12 protein-coding genes and 1 riboswitch are annotated in these 15956 nt (G+C 72.4%); of the genes, 4 read left to right on the top strand and 8 right to left on the bottom strand.

Annotated features, from left to right (window positions below):
- Positions 1–108: 108 nt before the first annotated feature.
- A riboswitch (FMN riboswitch) is annotated at positions 109–239 on the bottom strand.
- 175 nt (positions 240–414) lie between these two features.
- Entirely contained in the window at positions 415–2757 is a 2343-nt protein-coding gene (locus AB0E07_RS24970; RefSeq protein WP_362256231.1) for a chitinase C-terminal domain-containing protein, read from the top strand.
- 178 nt (positions 2758–2935) lie between these two features.
- Here AB0E07_RS24970 and AB0E07_RS24965 read toward each other — a convergent pair whose 3' ends face one another.
- Positions 2936–4126, bottom strand: a complete 1191-nt coding sequence (locus AB0E07_RS24965; protein ID WP_362256228.1) for an ROK family transcriptional regulator — start codon at positions 4124–4126, stop codon at positions 2936–2938.
- A 119-nt stretch (positions 4127–4245) separates the two neighbouring features.
- On the opposite strand from AB0E07_RS24965, the gene AB0E07_RS24960 reads away from it, so the two are divergent.
- Positions 4246–5457, top strand: a complete 1212-nt coding sequence (locus AB0E07_RS24960) for an MFS transporter (RefSeq protein ID WP_362256225.1) — start codon at positions 4246–4248, stop codon at positions 5455–5457.
- Here AB0E07_RS24960 and AB0E07_RS24955 read toward each other — a convergent pair.
- The gene (locus AB0E07_RS24955; RefSeq protein WP_362256222.1) at positions 5417–5875 is read right to left on the bottom strand and encodes a hotdog domain-containing protein; all 459 of its coding nucleotides are present in this window, start codon (positions 5873–5875) and stop codon (positions 5417–5419) included. The two genes, AB0E07_RS24960 and AB0E07_RS24955, sit on opposite strands and share 41 nt — an antisense overlap.
- Before the next feature lie 120 nt (positions 5876–5995).
- Here AB0E07_RS24955 and AB0E07_RS24950 point away from each other — a divergent pair, with 120 nt between their 5' ends.
- Complete coding sequence (locus AB0E07_RS24950) at positions 5996–7375, top strand: solute carrier family 23 protein (protein ID WP_362256219.1); 1380 nt, start codon at positions 5996–5998, stop codon at positions 7373–7375.
- Here AB0E07_RS24950 and AB0E07_RS24945 read toward each other — a convergent pair.
- Complete coding sequence (locus tag AB0E07_RS24945; RefSeq protein WP_362256414.1) at positions 7354–8484, bottom strand: glycoside hydrolase family 6 protein; 1131 nt, start codon at positions 8482–8484, stop codon at positions 7354–7356. The genes AB0E07_RS24950 and AB0E07_RS24945 overlap by 22 nt on opposite strands.
- A gap of 173 nt (positions 8485–8657) precedes the next feature.
- Between AB0E07_RS24945 and AB0E07_RS24940 the strand changes: the two genes are divergently transcribed.
- Positions 8658–9344: a DUF5995 family protein gene (locus AB0E07_RS24940; protein WP_362256216.1), complete on the top strand. Its 687-nt coding sequence runs from the start codon at positions 8658–8660 to the stop codon at positions 9342–9344.
- Positions 9345–9354: 10 nt separating this feature from the next.
- On the opposite strand, the gene AB0E07_RS24935 is transcribed toward AB0E07_RS24940, so the two are convergent.
- From AB0E07_RS24935 to AB0E07_RS24915, 5 genes are all read right to left on the bottom strand, one after another.
- Positions 9355–11055 (bottom strand): NAD(P)/FAD-dependent oxidoreductase, encoded by a 1701-nt coding sequence (locus tag AB0E07_RS24935; RefSeq protein ID WP_362256213.1) that lies wholly within the window; start codon positions 11053–11055, stop codon positions 9355–9357.
- A 45-nt stretch (positions 11056–11100) separates the two neighbouring features.
- Positions 11101–11889 (bottom strand): carbon-nitrogen hydrolase family protein, encoded by a 789-nt coding sequence (locus AB0E07_RS24930; protein ID WP_362256211.1) that lies wholly within the window; start codon positions 11887–11889, stop codon positions 11101–11103.
- 238 nt (positions 11890–12127) lie between these two features.
- Entirely contained in the window at positions 12128–13318 is a 1191-nt protein-coding gene (locus AB0E07_RS24925; protein WP_362256208.1) for an MFS transporter, read from the bottom strand.
- A gap of 108 nt (positions 13319–13426) precedes the next feature.
- Positions 13427–14887, bottom strand: a complete 1461-nt coding sequence (locus AB0E07_RS24920) for an HAD-IA family hydrolase (RefSeq protein ID WP_362256205.1) — start codon at positions 14885–14887, stop codon at positions 13427–13429.
- Positions 14888–14898: 11 nt separating this feature from the next.
- Positions 14899–15954 (bottom strand): ABC transporter ATP-binding protein, encoded by a 1056-nt coding sequence (locus AB0E07_RS24915; RefSeq protein WP_362256202.1) that lies wholly within the window; start codon positions 15952–15954, stop codon positions 14899–14901.
- Positions 15955–15956 lie beyond the last annotated feature (2 nt).

The raw sequence follows: 15956 nt of genomic DNA, 5'->3' as shown, positions 1-15956 counted from the left end.
ACTGTCGAAGGCGACAGAACGTACGGACGACGACACCGGGAGCGACGCCGGAAAGACCCGCCCCGAGGGGACGAGCTCAAGTCGGCGGCGCGCACGAATGCCCGCCCGCCGCGCACTGCCTCCCATCCGGACTTTAACCGTCGGTCCAGGAATTTCACCTGGTCAACCGGCCGCTGGAGGCGACCGGGTCGCGGACTGTAACCGCCGGTTCGGACTTTCACCGACCCCGGAGTGCGCTGCTTCTGGTACAGGGCCAGTGTGCCACGCCCGGTGGGCGTCCATGCGGGTGACCGCTGTGGGGTGGCTCACAGGGCGTCCGGCTGGACTTCTTCGACCCCTAATTGGTCCATACCTATTGACGCATTGGTCTAGTCCTCCTTACTGTCTGGCCAACTTCCGTGGAGAGGAACCGACTTGCTGTCACGCAACCGAGCGAGACCCGCCCTGCTCGCGAGCGCCGCGGCCATCGCCGGCCTCGTGCTCGCCGGCCTCCCGGCCACCGTCTCGCACGCCGCCGACCAGGAGTCCTGTCGCCCCGACGGGCTGTACAAGACGCCCGGCGTGGACGTCCCGTACTGCTCGGTGTACGACGCCGAGGGCCGGGAGAAGATGGGCGCCGACCACCAGCGCCGGGTGATCGGCTACTTCACCGGCTGGCGCACCGGCAAGGACGGCACCCCCGCCTACCTCGCCTCCGACATCCCGTGGGACAAGATCACCCACATCAACTACGCCTTCGCACACGTCGACGGAGCGAACAAGATCTCCGTGGGCTCGGACGGCGCCACCAACGCGGCGACCGGGATGACCTGGCCGGGCGTGGCGGGCGCCGAGATGGACCCGGGCTTCACCTACAAGGGCCACTTCAACCTGCTCAACAAGTTCAAGAAGCAGCACCCGGACGTCAAGACGCTGATCTCCGTGGGCGGCTGGGCGGAGACCGGCGGCTACTTCGCGGACGACGGCACCCGGGTGGACTCGGGCGGCTTCTACTCGATGGCCACCAACGCCGACGGCTCGGTGAACCAGGCGGGCATCGACACCTTCGCGCAGTCCTCGGTCGACTTCATCAGGAAGTACGGCTTCAACGGCGTCGACATCGACTACGAGTACCCGACGACGATGAAGGACGCGGGCAACCCGCTGGACTGGTCGGTCTCCAACGGCCGCCGGGCGGGGCTGGTCAAGGGCTACGCGGCCCTGATGAAGACGCTGCGCGAGAAGCTCGACCGGGCGGGCGCGGCCGACGGCAAGCACTACCTCCTCACGGTGGCGGCGCCCTCCTCCGGCTACCTGCTGCGCGGCATGGAGACCTTCCAGGTCCAGAAGTACCTGGACTACGTCAACATCATGTCCTACGACCTGCACGGCGCCTGGAACGAGTACGTGGGCCCGAACGCCTCGCTCTTCGACGACGGCAAGGACGCCGAGCTGGCGGCCGCGGGCGTGTACGGGGCCTCCCAGTACGGCGGCATCGGCTACCTGAACACGGACTGGGCGTACCACTACTTCCGCGGGTCGATGCCGGCCGGGCGGATCAACATCGGACTCCCGTACTACACCCGGGGGTTCAAGAACGTCACGGGCGGGACCGACGGGCTGTGGGGCAAGGCGGTCGCCACGAACTGCCCGGCCGGGTCCGGGCTGACCAAGTGCGGTGACGGCGCCAGCGGCATCGACAACCTCTGGCACGACAAGGACACCAACGGCAAGGAGTCGCCCGCGGGTTCGAACCCGATGTGGCACGCCAAGAACCTGGAGAAGGGGGTCGTCGGCGACTACGTCACCCAGTACGGCTTCCCCTCCGACACCAGGCTGACCGGCACCTACGCCCGCAAGTACGACTCGACCCTGGTCGCGCCGTGGCTGTGGAACGCCGAGAAGAAGGTGTTCCTGTCCACCGAGGACGAGCAGTCGGTGAAGGCCAAGGCCGACTACGTGGTGGCGAACGGCATCGGCGGCACCATGGTGTGGGAGATGGCCGGCGACTACGACTGGAACGCGGCGAAGGGCCAGTACGAGCCGGGCTCGACGCTGACCACCGCGATGTACGACAAGTTCAAGTCGGCCGCCCCGTACGGCGCGAAGGTCTCCAACAAGGCGATGCCCACGCAGGCCGTCGACATCGGCGTGGAGTTCGGCGACTTCAAGCTCGGCGACTCCAACTACCCGATCACGCCCAAGGTGAAGATCACCAACAACACGAAGACGGCCCTGCCGGGCGGCACGGAGTTCCAGTTCGACTACTCCACCGCGGCCCCGGCCAACGCCTCCGACCAGTCGGGCTTCGGCGCGAAGGTGATCAGCAGCGACCACACCGGCTCCAACGTGGGCGGGCTGAAGGGCGACTTCCACCGGGTCTCGCTGAAGCTGCCGGCCTGGCAGTCGCTGGCGCCGGGCGCGTCGGTGGATCTCTCCTTCAACTACTACCTGCCGGTGTCCACGCCGTGGAACTGGACGGTGACGATCAGCGGCACCACGTACGCCCTCGCCGGGAACCTGGCGCGCGGCACCACGCTGGTGGAACCGGGCACGGGCGGCACACCCACCCCGGACCCGACCGGCTCGCCGACCCCGACGCCGACCCCGACGTCCGGTGCCTGCACCGCGCCGGCGTGGAACACCGCCACGGAGTACGGCGGCGGCACCCAGGTCTCCCACAAGGGACACACGTGGAAGTCGAAGTGGTGGACGAAGGGCGAGGAGCCCGGGACCACCGGTGAATGGGGGGTGTGGCAGGACCTGGGAGCCTGCTGACCCTCCGGCCAGGACCGGTCCGGCGGCGGTGACGACGGCCCTTGCCCGCCGCCGGGCCTCTCAACTCCCCACGTCCGGACCCGGAATGCCGGACCTGACCCACGGCACCGCGGACGAGGGGACCGCGCGGCGCGGCGGCCCGCTCACGGGGAGCGGGCCGCTTCGTCGCGTCCGGGGCTCAGCGCGGTGGGGGTGCGAAGAGTTCGTCCTGGGCACGGTCCCGGGCGGTCAGCAGGGCTCCGCGCAGGACCGCCTCCCCGCCCAGGGCGGCCGCCCGTACCTCCGTGGGCAGCGGTGACATCCGGGCCAGGCGCTCCTGGACGCGCGCGGCGAGCTCCGGTCCGCCCGCGCGGCCGGTCTCGCCGCCGAGAACCACGCAGCCCGGGTCCAGCACCGCGATGACGGCCGCTGAGCCGAGGGCGACACGGTCGGCGAGGGTGTCGAGGAAGCGGGCGTGGTGCGGGAGGCCCGGATCGGCCGCCGCCGCACGGACCAGGGCCGCCCCCGGTGCCTCGCCCGTCACGGCCGCCGCCGTCACCCCGTGCTCCGCGGCCAGCGCGGTCACCGCCCCCTCCCCCGCCAGGGAGTGGAAGCCGCCGGCGCAGTCCGTCGCCGAGGGCAGTCCCGTCGTCCCCGGTACCGGCAGGAAGCCGATCTCACCGGTGCCGCCCGAGGCACCCCGGCGCAGGGCGCCGTCCAGGACGACCGCCGCGCCCACGCCCATGCCGAGCCAGAGCAGCACGAAGGTGTCCCGGTCGCGGGCCGCGCCGACGCGCTGTTCCGCCAGCGCCGCCAGGTTGGTCTCGTTCTCCACGCTGACCCGGGCGGGCGCGAGCCGCTCCTGGAGGGCAGCGACCAGACGCCGGTGCCACTCGGGCAGTCCCGAGGTCCGGCGCAGTTCGCCGGTCGCCGGGTCGATCAGGCCGGGGGCGCCGATGCCGACGGTGTGCGGCCGGTCGACGCCCGCCTCCTTCACCGCCCGCTCCACCAGCGCCACCGCCTGTTCCACCGCGGGACCCGTGCCCACGCCGCCGTCGATCGGCGCCGACGCCTCGGCCAGCACATGGCCCACCAGGTCGCAGACGGCCACGGAGACGCCCTCGGTGCGCACGTCGAGGGCGGCCAGATGGGCCCGGCCGGCGACGATGCCGTAGACCTTGGCGTTGGGGCCGCGGCGCTGTTCGCCGGACTCCCCCACCACCTCGATCAGACCGGCGGCGGTGAGGCGTTCGACGAGGTCGGCGACGCTCGGCCGGGACAGGCCGGTCAGTTCCTTGAGGCGGCCCGCCGTCAGCGGGCCCTCCTGCTGGAGCAGGCGCAGGGCGAGCCGGTCGTTGATGGCCCGGGCGGTGCTGGGGGAAGCGGGCATACCGGGATCCTTCCAGATCGGCCGTCCCGTGCGGTGCGCGGCCATCGTTGATCCCTATCTATCAGGCAAGGTTCCTGATAGTTTACGCCCGCAGCAGCCGGACAGGGAGGGGACCGACGATGAGTGACGTGGTGTACGACCCACGCGAGGTGAAGCGGGCGCGGTACGCCGTCGCCGCCGTCTTCACCGTGCACGGCGCGGTGACCGGCTCGTTCGCGACCCGGGTGCCGTGGATCCAGGACCACGCGTCGGTGAGCGCGGGCCAGTTGGGGCTCGCGCTGGCCTTCCCCGCGCTCGGCGCTTCCCTGGCGATGCCGCTGGCGGGGGGCATCACCCATCGCTTCGGCGCCCGAGCCGCCCTGCGCGGGCTCCTCGCGCTGTGGACGCTGGCCCTGGTGCTGCCGTCCCTGGCCCCCAACCTCGCGACCCTGTGCCTGGCACTCTTCGTCTTCGGCGCGACCGCCGGGATGGCGGACGTCGCGATGAACGCGCTCGGGGTGGACGTGGAGAACCGGCTGGGCCGGTCGATCATGTCCTCACTGCACGGCATGTGGAGCGCGGGCGCCGTACTGGGGTCGCTGGGCGGCACCTTCGCCGCGCACCTCGGCACCGACGCCCGGCTGCACCACGCGCTGGCCGCGGCCGTCCTGACGGTCGCCGGACTGGCCGCCTGCGTCTGGGTGCTCGACCTCCAGCCGGCGGACGACGAGGAGGCACCGCCCCGGTTCGCGCTGCCGCCCCGCTCGGCGCTGCTCATCGGCGCGGTCGGTTTCTGCGCGGTGTTCGCGGAGGGCGCGAGCCTGGACTGGTCCGCGGTCTACCTCCGCGACGAACTGGACAGCTCGGCCGGTCTGGCCGCCGCCTGCACCATGGGCTTCACGCTCACGATGGCCGTCGCCCGGATCGCGGGCGACAAGGTCGTGGACCGCTACGGGGCCGTGCGCACGGTCCGTTCGGGCGGGATCCTCGCCGCCGTCGGCGGTCTGCTGATCGTGACGGCCGATCATCCCGCCCTGGCGATGACCGGGTTCGGTCTGATGGGCCTGGGCATCGCGGTCGTGGTGCCGCTGTGCTTCGCGGCGGCGGGCCGCAGCGGCCCCAACCCCAGTCAGGCCATCGCGGGCGTCGCGACCATCACCTACACCTCGGGTCTGGTGGCCCCCGGCGCCATCGGCGGGCTGGCCCAACTCACCAGCCTGGTCGTGTCGTTCGCGCTGGTGACCCTGCTGGCCACCGGTCTGGCGGCCTTCGCGGGCGTGCTGCGCACCGCCGAGCGCAAGCCGGCCGTGGTCAGCCGGCCGGACGCAGCAGTTCCCGGCCCACGGTCCTGAACTCCTCGCTCCACGGCGCCGGCCTGAGCGTCGCGGAGTCGAGCCGGACCAGCACCCGGGTGCCCTGCGCGTAGGTCATCGCGCCGTCCACCGAGCAGAAGCGGAAGCCGTAGGTGAGGCCGGTGGTGCCGAGCCGCTCCAGCCACAGGTGGACGGCGTACGCGCCGGGCTTGGTCACCGGCGCCTCGTAGCCGATCCGCAGTTCCCTGACGGCGTTGCAGGCGTCGCCGGCCGCGGCCCAGTCCCCCTCGAAGCGGAAGCCGTGGGCGTGCCACAGCTCGGTCCAGGCCCGCTCGACCAGCACCGGGTAGCGGGCGTTGTGCAGCAGGCCGAGCGCGTCCAGATCGTCGAAGTGGACGGTGACGGGTATCAGCCGGCCGTGGGTGAGGACGGGGGCTGCGGGCGCTTCGGCGGTCACGGGTGGTGCTCCTGGGGCAGGTGGAACGAGGACACTCCATCCTAAGCGGACGCTCAGCATCCCCTTTCACCCCTGACAATGGTCCGGACCCATTCGCACGAGCGAAAGCGAAACCGCACCATGGATCTTGGCGTCCGCTGGAAACTGCACGGCGACGGACGCACGCCGGCACCCGGAGCGGTGGTCCGGCCCGACGAACGGCTCTCCTGGCCGCGCACGGCCGGGCTCGGCGCCCAGCACGTGGTGGCGATGTTCGGGGCGTCGTTCGTGGCCCCGGTGCTGATGGGCCTCGACCCCAATCTGGCCATCATGATGTCCGGCGTCGCCACCATGGTCTTCCTGCTCGCCACCCGCGGCCGCGTGCCCAGCTACCTGGGCTGCTCGCTGTCGTTCGTGGGCGTGGCGGCGGTCATCCGCGCCGAGGGCGGCACCAGCGCGACCGTCACCGGCGCGGTCCTGGTCGTCGCGGCGGTCCTCTTCCTCGTCGGACTCGCCGTCCAGCGCTTCGGGGCGCGGATCATCCACGCGACGATGCCGCCGATCGTCACCGGCGCCGTCGTGATGCTGATCGGCTTCAACCTGGCGCCGGTGACCGCCACCACCTACTGGCCGCAGGACCAGTGGACGGCCCTGCTGGTGATGCTCCTCACCGGTCTGGCCGTGGTCTGTCTGCGCGGTTTCTGGTCCCGGATCGCGATCTTCCTCGGCCTGCTCTTCGGCTACGGCATCTCCTGGGCCTTCGACCGGATCTTCGGGCGGATCCACTCGGTCGACGCGAGCGGCAAGGTCACCGACCACTGGCGGCTGGACCTCTCCGGCGTCGGGCAGGCCGACTGGATCGGTCTGCCCGCCTTCCACGGCCCATCGTTCGAGTGGTCGGCGATCCTCGTCGCCCTGCCCGTGGTCATCGCCCTGGTCGCCGAGAACGCCGGACACGTCAAGGCGGTCGGCGAGATGACCGGCGACAACCTGGACGACAAGCTCGGCACCGCGATCTCCGCCGACGGCGTCGGCTCCATGCTCTCCACCGCGGTCGGCGGCCCGCCCACCACCACCTACTCCGAGAACATCGGCGTGATGGCGGCGACCCGCGTCTACTCCACGGCCGCCTACTGGGCCGCCGCCTGCTTCGCCCTGCTCTTCGGCCTGTGCCCGAAGTTCGGCGCGGTCGTCGCCGCGATCCCCGGCGGTGTCCTCGGCGGCATCACCGTCATCCTGTACGGCATGATCGGCCTGCTCGGCGCGCAGATCTGGATCAACGCCAAGGTGGACCTGCGCAATCCGCTGAACCTGGTCCCGGCCGCGGCGGGCATCATCATCGGCGTCGGCAACGTCACCATGGAGTTCACCGACACCTTCCAGCTGAGCGGCATCGCGCTGGGCACGGTGGTCGTGATCACCGGCTACCACGCCCTGCGCTTCATGGCCCCGGCCCACCTCAAGACGCAGGAACCCCTGCTGGACGAGGGCACTTCACGCTACGACGACGCCAAGTCGTAGGCGTACGAGGCGGAGAACGTCCCCGGCGTCCCCTTGCAGCCGTCGGACTCGCCCGGCAGCTTCACCCACACGTACCCGTGGATCCGGGCCTCGCCGGTGCTCAGGGTCGGGGTCCGGCCCAGCGCCCGTCCCGCGGGGTCGCACCACTCGCCGTCGGCCGGGGCGCCGTTGCCGTTGCGGCTGGTGTCGATGACGGCGCCCAGCGAGGCGGGACCGCCGAGGGCGTCGAGGACCTGCCGGTCGTAGGCGATCTCGTCGGCCGTGGTGTGGAAGTTGGAGACGTTGCTGAAGATCCCGTCGGAGGACGCGGCCGAGGCGGCGCCGGCCTGCCGCAGCCAGCCCGCCTGCTTCCCGGCCGCGTGCCAGCCGGAGTGGCCGGCGTCGTAGTAGACGCGGGCGTCGGGGTTGGCCGCCTTCAGGACCCGGCCGGCCCGGGCCAACGAGGCGAAACGGGCCGCGCGTTCGCCGTCGGACAGGCACTCGGCCTGGGCGACCGAGTCGGGTTCCAGCACCACGATGACCTCGCCGGAGCCGAGCCCGGCCGCGAACCGGTCGATCCAGTCGTCGTACGCGCCGAGGTCGGGCGCCCCGCCCTGGCTGGCCCCGCCGCAGTCGCGGTCCGGGATCGCGTAGGCCACCACCAGCGGCACCCGGCCCTGGGCCGCGGCGCCGGAGGTCACCGCGCGGACCCGGGAGGTGATGGTGTCCGGGGTGAAGTCGGCGAACCACACCGCGGCGGGCTGCGCGGCGATCCGGGACTGGATGACCCCGTGCCGCGGGTCGCCCGCGTTGTCCCGGACCCAGTCCAGCACCTGGGAGTCGGGGTGCCGGTACAGCGCGGTGGAGGCCGGCGTCGTCGGCCGCTGACGCTCGGTCCTGCTGGGCGCCGGCTTCGGGCTCGCCTTCATCCTCTTGAGCGTGGGCGTCGCCGAGGGTGACGGGCTCGCCGACTCGGACGCGGACGGCGGGGGCACCACGGGCAGCGTCTCCAAAGACGGCGAGTGGGTCGTGTCGGGCCGGGCCTCGTCGGAGCCCGTGCCGTCCTCCAGGGCCGAGATCATCCCGGTCGCGGTGCCCACGGCGACCACGACGGAGGCGGCCACGACCATGGCGCCCCGCCCGGTGGACCGCCGCCGCGCGGACCTGCGTGCGGCGCGCCGCTGGGCACGTGAGACAGCCACGAGCCGGTTCCCCCTCCCCCACGACGGGCGCGTTCCCCCGTTCTGGGGAAGTGTCGGGCCCGCCGTCACTCCCGAAAGCCTAAAGCTGCGAATCTGCCCCCATGGCGCAATGCGAACAACTCACCACCCCCGTCGACGCGGTCGTCTCGCGTATGCGCGCCCTGGACGCGGCCCTTCCGGCGCGGGACGGGGTCGCCGTGTTCAACCGTGTCTACCTGACGGTGACGGAGGCGGTGGACCGGTGCATCGACGCGGGCCGATTCCCGGACGCGCGGGCCGCGATCACGCTGGACGTACGGTTCGCGGAGCGCTATCTCGCGGCGGTTCAGGCGGCGGAGGACGAGCGGCGCGCGCCGGCCTGCTGGCGGCCGCTGTTCCAGTTCCGCCGCCATCCCGGGGTACGCCCGCTTCAGTTCGCGCTGGCGGGCATCAACGCGCACATCGGCCACGATCTCGCGCTCGCCGTCGTGGACACCTGTCGTACGCTCGGCTGCGAACCCGCCGAGCTGGAGGACGAGTTCGATCGCGTGGGCGACCTCCTCGTGTCGTTGGAGGAGCACATCCGCGAGGAGCTGATGCCGGGCCCCGATCTGTTGCAGATCGCCGACCCGCTGACCCATCTGCTCGGCGCCTGGAGCCTGGAGCGGGCCCGGGACGCCACCTGGTCGGCGGCCCGGGCCCTGTGGGCGCTGCGGCGACTCCCCGAGCTGGCCGAGGAGTTCACCGAGCGGCTGGACACCGCGGTCGGGTTCGCGGGCCGGATGCTGCTGACCCCGCTGCCCGGCTGACCCGGTCCGGTCAGTCCTCCGGCAGCTCCACCGGCGCGATCTCGTCGTACAGGTCGCCCGGTCCGGGGTTGGTCGCGTCGGTCGACCCGCCGAGGTGGTGCATGACGCCCCACACCGCGTTCAGCGCGGTCTGGATCGCGCCCTCGGCCCAGCCGGCCGTCCAGGAGATGTCGTCGCCGGCGAGGAAGATGCCGCGCTTGTCCTCGGGCAGCCGGTCCTGCATGAAGTGCGTGAACAGGCGCCGCTGGTAGCGGTAGTGGCCGGGCAGGTTGGCCTTGAACGCGCCCATGAAGTAGGGCTCGTTCTCCCAGGACACGGTCACCGGGTTGCCGATGATGTGCTTGCGGATGTCGACCTTGGGATAGATCTCGCCGAGCGACTTCAGCATGACCTCCATCCGCTCGTTCGCGGACAGCGGCAGCCACTTCAGGCTGTCGTCGCACCAGGTGTACGACAGGCAGATCGTCGCGGGCTTGTCCGGGCCGTCGTCCAGCAGGTACGTGCCGCGGGTCATGCGGTCCGTCAGCGTCATCGACATGACGTCCCGGCCCGTCTCCTCGTCCTTGTCCAGCCAGAACGGCCGGTCGACCGGGACGAACAGCTTGCTGGACTCCATGTAGTGGGTGCGCTCGATCGCCGTCCAGTGGTCGATCGGGAAGAGCGAGTCGTCGCAGGCGATCTTCGACAGCAGCATCCAGGACTGCGCGGTGAAGACCGCGGCCCGGTAGGTGCGGATGTCGCCGTCGGCGTCCGTCACGGTGATCCGGTTGCCTGCGGTGCGGGTCAGCCGGGTCACGGCCGGGCGGGGGGCGCCGTTCTCGTGCAGGGAGGACAGCGAGGTGCCGTACGCCCAGTGGACGATCTTCTGCGGCTCGCGCTCCCACATGCGCAGCGGCAGCTGCTGGGAGCCGCCGACGATGCCGCGGTGGTGGTCGTCGGCCTCGGTGTAGACGACGCGGAGGATCTCCAGGATGGAGTTGGGGAAGTCGGTGTCCCAGCCGCCGGTGCCGAAGCCGACCTGGCCGAAGATCTCGCGGTGCCGGAAGGACTTGAACGCCTCGGAGTCGCAGAGGAAGCCGTAGAAGGTCTGGTTGTCGAGCTTCTCGACGAGCTTCGCCCAGATCTCGCGGATGCGCGGCACGTCCCGCTCGCGCATCGCGCGGTTCATGTCGGAGAAGTCCGCGCCCTCTTCGAGGCACTTGTTCCACGCCGCGGCGACGTCCCGGTACACCTGCGGGAGGTCGTCGACGGTCTCGGCGTAGTGGGACTCGCCCTTGAGGTCGACGACCGTCGAAGGGGTCGCCTCGGCCAGGGGGTTGGGGAAGGGGCGCGTCTCCAGGCCGACCAGGTCGAGGTAGTGCTGGAGGGCGGTGGAGGAGGGCGGGAAGCGCATGGCGCCCATCTCGGCGCTCAGGCCCTCGGTGCCGGGGCCGTCGAAGCCGACGGTGCGCAGCCGGCCGCCGATCCGGTCCGCCTCGTACACGACGGGCTTGAGGCCCATCTTCATCAGCTCGTACGCGGCGACGATGCCGGACAGGCCACCGCCGATCACCGCGACCTCGGTGCCGTGCTCGGTGGCGGGTATCTGGCCGAGGCCCGCCGGGTGGGCGAGGAAGTCGTCGTACGCGTACGGGAAGTCCGGCCCGAACATGGTGATCGGCGGCTGCTGCTCGTCGGCGTGCTCGACGGCGTTGGGCACGGTGGACGTCATGGGGTACGGACTCCTTGCGAAAGCTGCGTGCGGGGGGGAGGAGGTTCAGACGAGGGACCCGTAGAGGCCGGGCCGGCGGTCCTTCAGGTACGGGTTGGCCTCGCGGGAGGCGGCGAGGAACGCGGGGTCGGTGTCGGCGAACACCAGCTCCTCACCGCGTCCGGCGCGGGTGCGGGCGACGCCGTCGGGGCCGGCGAGGGTGGAGAGGCCGACGAACTCGAACTCCCTTTCCCGGCCGGTCCGGTTGACGTAGGCGACGTACATCTGGTTCTCGAAGGCGCGCACCGGGATCATCGACTCGGCGACGAACTGGAACGGGTGCATCTGCGCGGTCGGCACCAGCAGGAGGTCGGTGCCGGCCAGCGCGTGGGCGCGGACGTTCTCCGGGAACTCGACGTCGTAGCAGATCAGGATGCCGACGCGGAGGCCGTTCAGCTCCGTCTGGACCACCTGCTGCTCGCCCGGGACGAAGTGGTCGCGCTCGAAGCAGCCGAAGAGGTGGGTCTTGCGGTAGTTCAGGAGACGGCTTCCATCGGCGCCGATCAGCTGCGCGGAGTTGTGGACCACGTCGGCGGCGCGCTCGGGGTAGCCGTAGGCGACGGCGAGTCCGTGCCGGGAGGCGATCTCGGCGACCGCGTCCGCGCTGTCGCCGTCGGCGGGCTCGGCGAGCCGGGCGATGTCGTCGCCGATCGCGTACCCGGTCAGGAACATCTCCGGCGTGATCAGCAGCCCGGCACCCGCGGACGCGGCACGGCCGGCGGCCTCGTCGAGCACCTTGAGGTTCTCGGCGACCGAGCCGGGCCGGCCGGAGCTCTGGAGCAGGGCGGTGCGCATGCGTGTTCCTCACCGGACTGAAGGGGGGTTTGGGGGCCTTGTAGACGGTACGGTCGACGCCCTCGGCCGGACAAGAAGGAGCCGTTGCGCGCCGGTGCGCAGTTCGTTGCGTCGAGCCCCACGAAGGCGGCGATTCATTGCGCGCCCCCCGCCACGCCTCCCGCCGCCCGTCCCCGGTGGCGCCTCTCGACACCTCCCCGCCGGAACGGGCCCGGCGCCCGCCGGGCCCGTTCCGGTGTCAGGCCCGCTTCGTGGGCATCGCCGCTCGGAGCAGGGCCGCGGCCAGGTAGGGGACGGCGAAGGCGGCGAAGACCGTGGCGTGGGAGGCGTGGTCGCCGGCCGCCGCGTACGCGGCGTAGACCGTGATCGTCAGCAGTTCCGTGCCCAGGCCGGAAACCGAGGTCAGGGTGGCCCGGCCGCCCTCCTCGATGCGGTGCTGGAGACGGACCTCGGCGAGCAGGGTCGCCAGCTGGAATCCGGCGAAGGCCACGGCGACCAGGACCAGCCCGGCCGGGGTGCGGAACAGCGCGCCCACGGCGAGGGCGAGCGCGGAGACCGCGACCAGCCGGGTGAACCCGGCCCGGCCGAGCCGTTCGGCGGGGCCGGCCAGCAGGCTGACGGCGGTGACGGCCGCCCAGATCAGCAGGAGCGCGTAGGGCACGTAGCCGTCCGGGACGCCGGTCTCACGGACCAGCAGCGGCGAGTACTCGTCGAGCGCGCTCCAGACGCAGGCCACGGCCGGGACCAGCAGCAGCGCCCCGCGCAGGGAGCGGTCCCGGCGCACGGTGGCGAGCCCGGTGCGCAGGGTGGCCGCCCAGCCCTCGGCGTCGGCGGCCCGCTCCCGGTCGTCCGGGAACCGGCACGCCACCGCCGAGGCCAGCAGACAGGCCGCGACACTGGCCGCGCCCACCGCCGGGTAGCCGCCGAGTGCGAACACCGGGCCGGCGGCCGCCATCGCCGCCATCACGCCGAGCAGTCCCGCCGCTCGGGCCCGGCCCAGGACGCGGGCGTAGCGGTCGGCGGCGCCGTGCCGGTCCAGTTCGTCGTAGACCAGGGCCTCCAGGGCACCGGAGGCCAAGGCTCCGCCGGCCCCCCACAGCACGAAGCCGACCGCGAAGGCCCCGTACGAGGGGACGGTCACCCACAGGGTGAAGCCGGCCGCGCCGAGCAGCGGGCCGAGCCAGAGCAGGGTGCGGCGGGACACGGCGTCGGCCCAGGCGCCGGAGGGCACCTCCAGGAGCACCCCGGTGACGGACCAGAGGGCGAACAGCGAGGAGATCTGCCACAGCGACAGTCCGCTGTCGGCGAAGAGCAGCGCGTACAGCGGGTAGAGCAGGACGAGGTCGTCGAGGAACGCGTAGCCGTACAGCGTGGCCGTGAGCCGTCGGACGCCGCCGGTGGTGGGCACGCGTGCGGGTGAGAGTGTCATGGGGCCTTCCCGTGGGAGCGATGCGGACGCGTGAGGTGCGGCGTCCGCGGCGGCCCTCGGGAGGCGCTACGGGTCGTGGATCAATGTCGCCAGGTCATGCCATCGAGCTTAGGCCGGTTCGGGGCCCTCGTGCAGCGGAAATTCGGGGCTCCCGTGCAGCGAACATTCGGCGCTCCCGTGCAGCGAGAACGTGGTGAGCACGGCCGCGTGGTCGGAGGTCCACTCGTTGTCGGCGACGTCCGGCCAGGGCCGGGGCACCCCGCTGACGTGGGTACGGGAGTCCAGCACCGTCAGTCCGCGGTGCAGCACGAAGTCGATCCGGTCCTGGGGTTCCGGCTCGGGCTGGACCGGGGACCAGGTGTGCCCGGGGTCCCGCACCGGGTCGGGGTGGGCCTCGCGGTAGGAGTCCCGGAAGCCCGCCTCCGCGGCGGCCCTGGTGACCGGCCACTCCACGCCGGGCCGGTCCAGATGGGACGGGCAGTTGAAGTCGCCGACCAGCACGGCGGGGTCGGCCGCTGCGATCCGCTCCAGCGTGTCCCGCATCTGGGCGAGCCGTACGCCCTCGTTCCGGGTCGGGTCGCCCTCGGTGAGGTACGGCCCGTAGTGCTCGTAGTCGAGGTGGGCCGTCCAGATCTCGACCTCTCGGCCAGCCACGGCGATCCGGACACCGGCCGCTCCGTAGAAGCCGACCTCGGGGTCGCCGAGCCGGGCGGTGATCGGGTACCGGCTGATGATCCCGAGGTTCTCCCCCGCCCGGTGGTGGTGCCAGCCGAGCGCCTCAGCCAGCTCCCGCGCCGCCGTGCCGAAGGTCTCCTGGAGGCCCACCACGTCCGCGCCGGTCTCCGCGATCGTCTTCAGCTGCTTGGCCCGGTGGTCGTGGACCTCGGTGCCGCCGCACCAGAGGTTCCAGCTCATGACCTTCAGGGTGTGCGGCAGCAGGGCGCGCAGCGCGTCGGGGGTGACGTCGGTCAGGCCGGGCCGGACGGTCCGGCCGGGTGCCGGTGGGATCGGCGCGAGCGAGGGCACGGCGAGCACCGTGCAGCCGGCCGCCTCGGCGGAGCTGACGCCGGTCGGGGTGTCCTCGACGGCCACGCAGGCGGCGGGGTCGACGCCGAGCGCCCGGCAGGCGGCGAGGTAGGGGTCGGGGGCCGGTTTGGTGTGCTCGGTGTCGTCGGCGGTGACGGAGACGGCGAACCGGTCGGCGCCCAGCACGGCGAGGACCGTGTCGGCGACGGCCCGGGGCGAGGCGGTGACCAGGGCGGTGGGGACGCCCTCGCGGGCCAGGGCGTCGAGCAGGCCGAGGGCGCCGGGTCGGGGCACGATCCCGGCGCGGACCCGGTCGGCGAACTCGCGGTGGAGCGCCTCGGCGAGGTCGGCGGCGGGCCGCCCGGTGGTCGCGGCGAGCCATGCGGCGGTGTGCTCGACGGGCCGGCCGAGCACCTGGGGCTCGTCGGCCCCGGTGAGCGGCCGGCCGGCGACCCGGGTCACCGCCTCCCACCACAGGCGCTCGGTGTCCACGAGGGTGCCGTCCATGTCGAACAGCACGGCCTGGAGCGGGAGTCGGGTCATGTCGTTCTCTCTCATGCGTGGGGGGCGCGTTCCGCCACCAGCATCGGCCGGGCGGGCAGGGTCAGCCGGACGGCCGCGCCGGGGGCGACGGCCTCGTCGGCGGGCAGGTCGGCCTTCACCTCGGTGCCGTCGGCGAGCCGTACGGTCAGTCGGGTGACGGCGCCGAGGAAGGAGGAGGCGACGACGGTCGCGTCCCCGGCCGGGTCGGCGCCGACGCGGACCGTCTCCGGCCGCACCAGTACGTCCACGTCGGCGGTGGCCGGTACCGGCCCTTCGACGGGCAGCCGCTGTCCGAGCACTTCGACGGTGTCGCGGTCGAGCCGGCCGGGGATCCGGCTCATGGTGCCGACGAACTCGGCGACGAAGGCGGTCGCGGGCCTGCCGTACAACTCGGCGGGTTCCGCGCACTGTTCGAGGCGGCCGGCGCGCATCACGGCGACCCGGTCGGCGAGGGAGAGCGCCTCCTCCTGGTCGTGGGTGACGAAGAGGGTGGTGATGCCGAGTTCCTGCTGGAGCCGGCGGATCTCCTCGCGCAGGCTGAGGCGGACCTTGGCGTCGAGCGCGGAGAGCGGCTCGTCGAGGAGCAGCACACGGGGGCGCAGGGCGAGCGCGCGGGCGAGCGCCACCCGCTGCTGCTGTCCGCCGGAGAGCTGGTGGGGGTAGCGGCCACCCTGGTCGGCGAGGCCCACCAGCTCCAGCAACTCCGCTGCCCTGGAGCGCCGTTCGGACGCCTTGACCTTGCGCATCCGCAGCCCGAAGGCGACGTTGTCGAGGGCGTCCAGGTGCGGGAAGAGGCTGTACGACTGGAAGACCATTCCGGCGTCGCGGCGGTGCGCGGGGACCCGGGTGACGTCCGTGCCGTCGACCAGCACCTCGCCGGAGTCGGGGTGTTCGAACCCGGCGAGCATGCGCAGCGCGGTGGTCTTGCCGCAGCCCGACGGGCCGAGCAGGGCGAGGAGTTCACCGGGGCGGGCGGTCAGGTCCAGTCCGTCGAGGGCGGCGGTGGCGCCGAACCGCCGTCGCAGGGAACGGAATTCGACGGTGGCCGCCTGGGTGGGCGTGTTCATGG

The sequence above is a fragment of the Streptomyces sp. NPDC048002 genome, from assembly GCF_040653275.1.
Lineage (GTDB): Bacteria > Actinomycetota > Actinomycetes > Streptomycetales > Streptomycetaceae > Streptomyces.
This window is presented reverse-complemented; position numbering and strand designations above follow the sequence as displayed.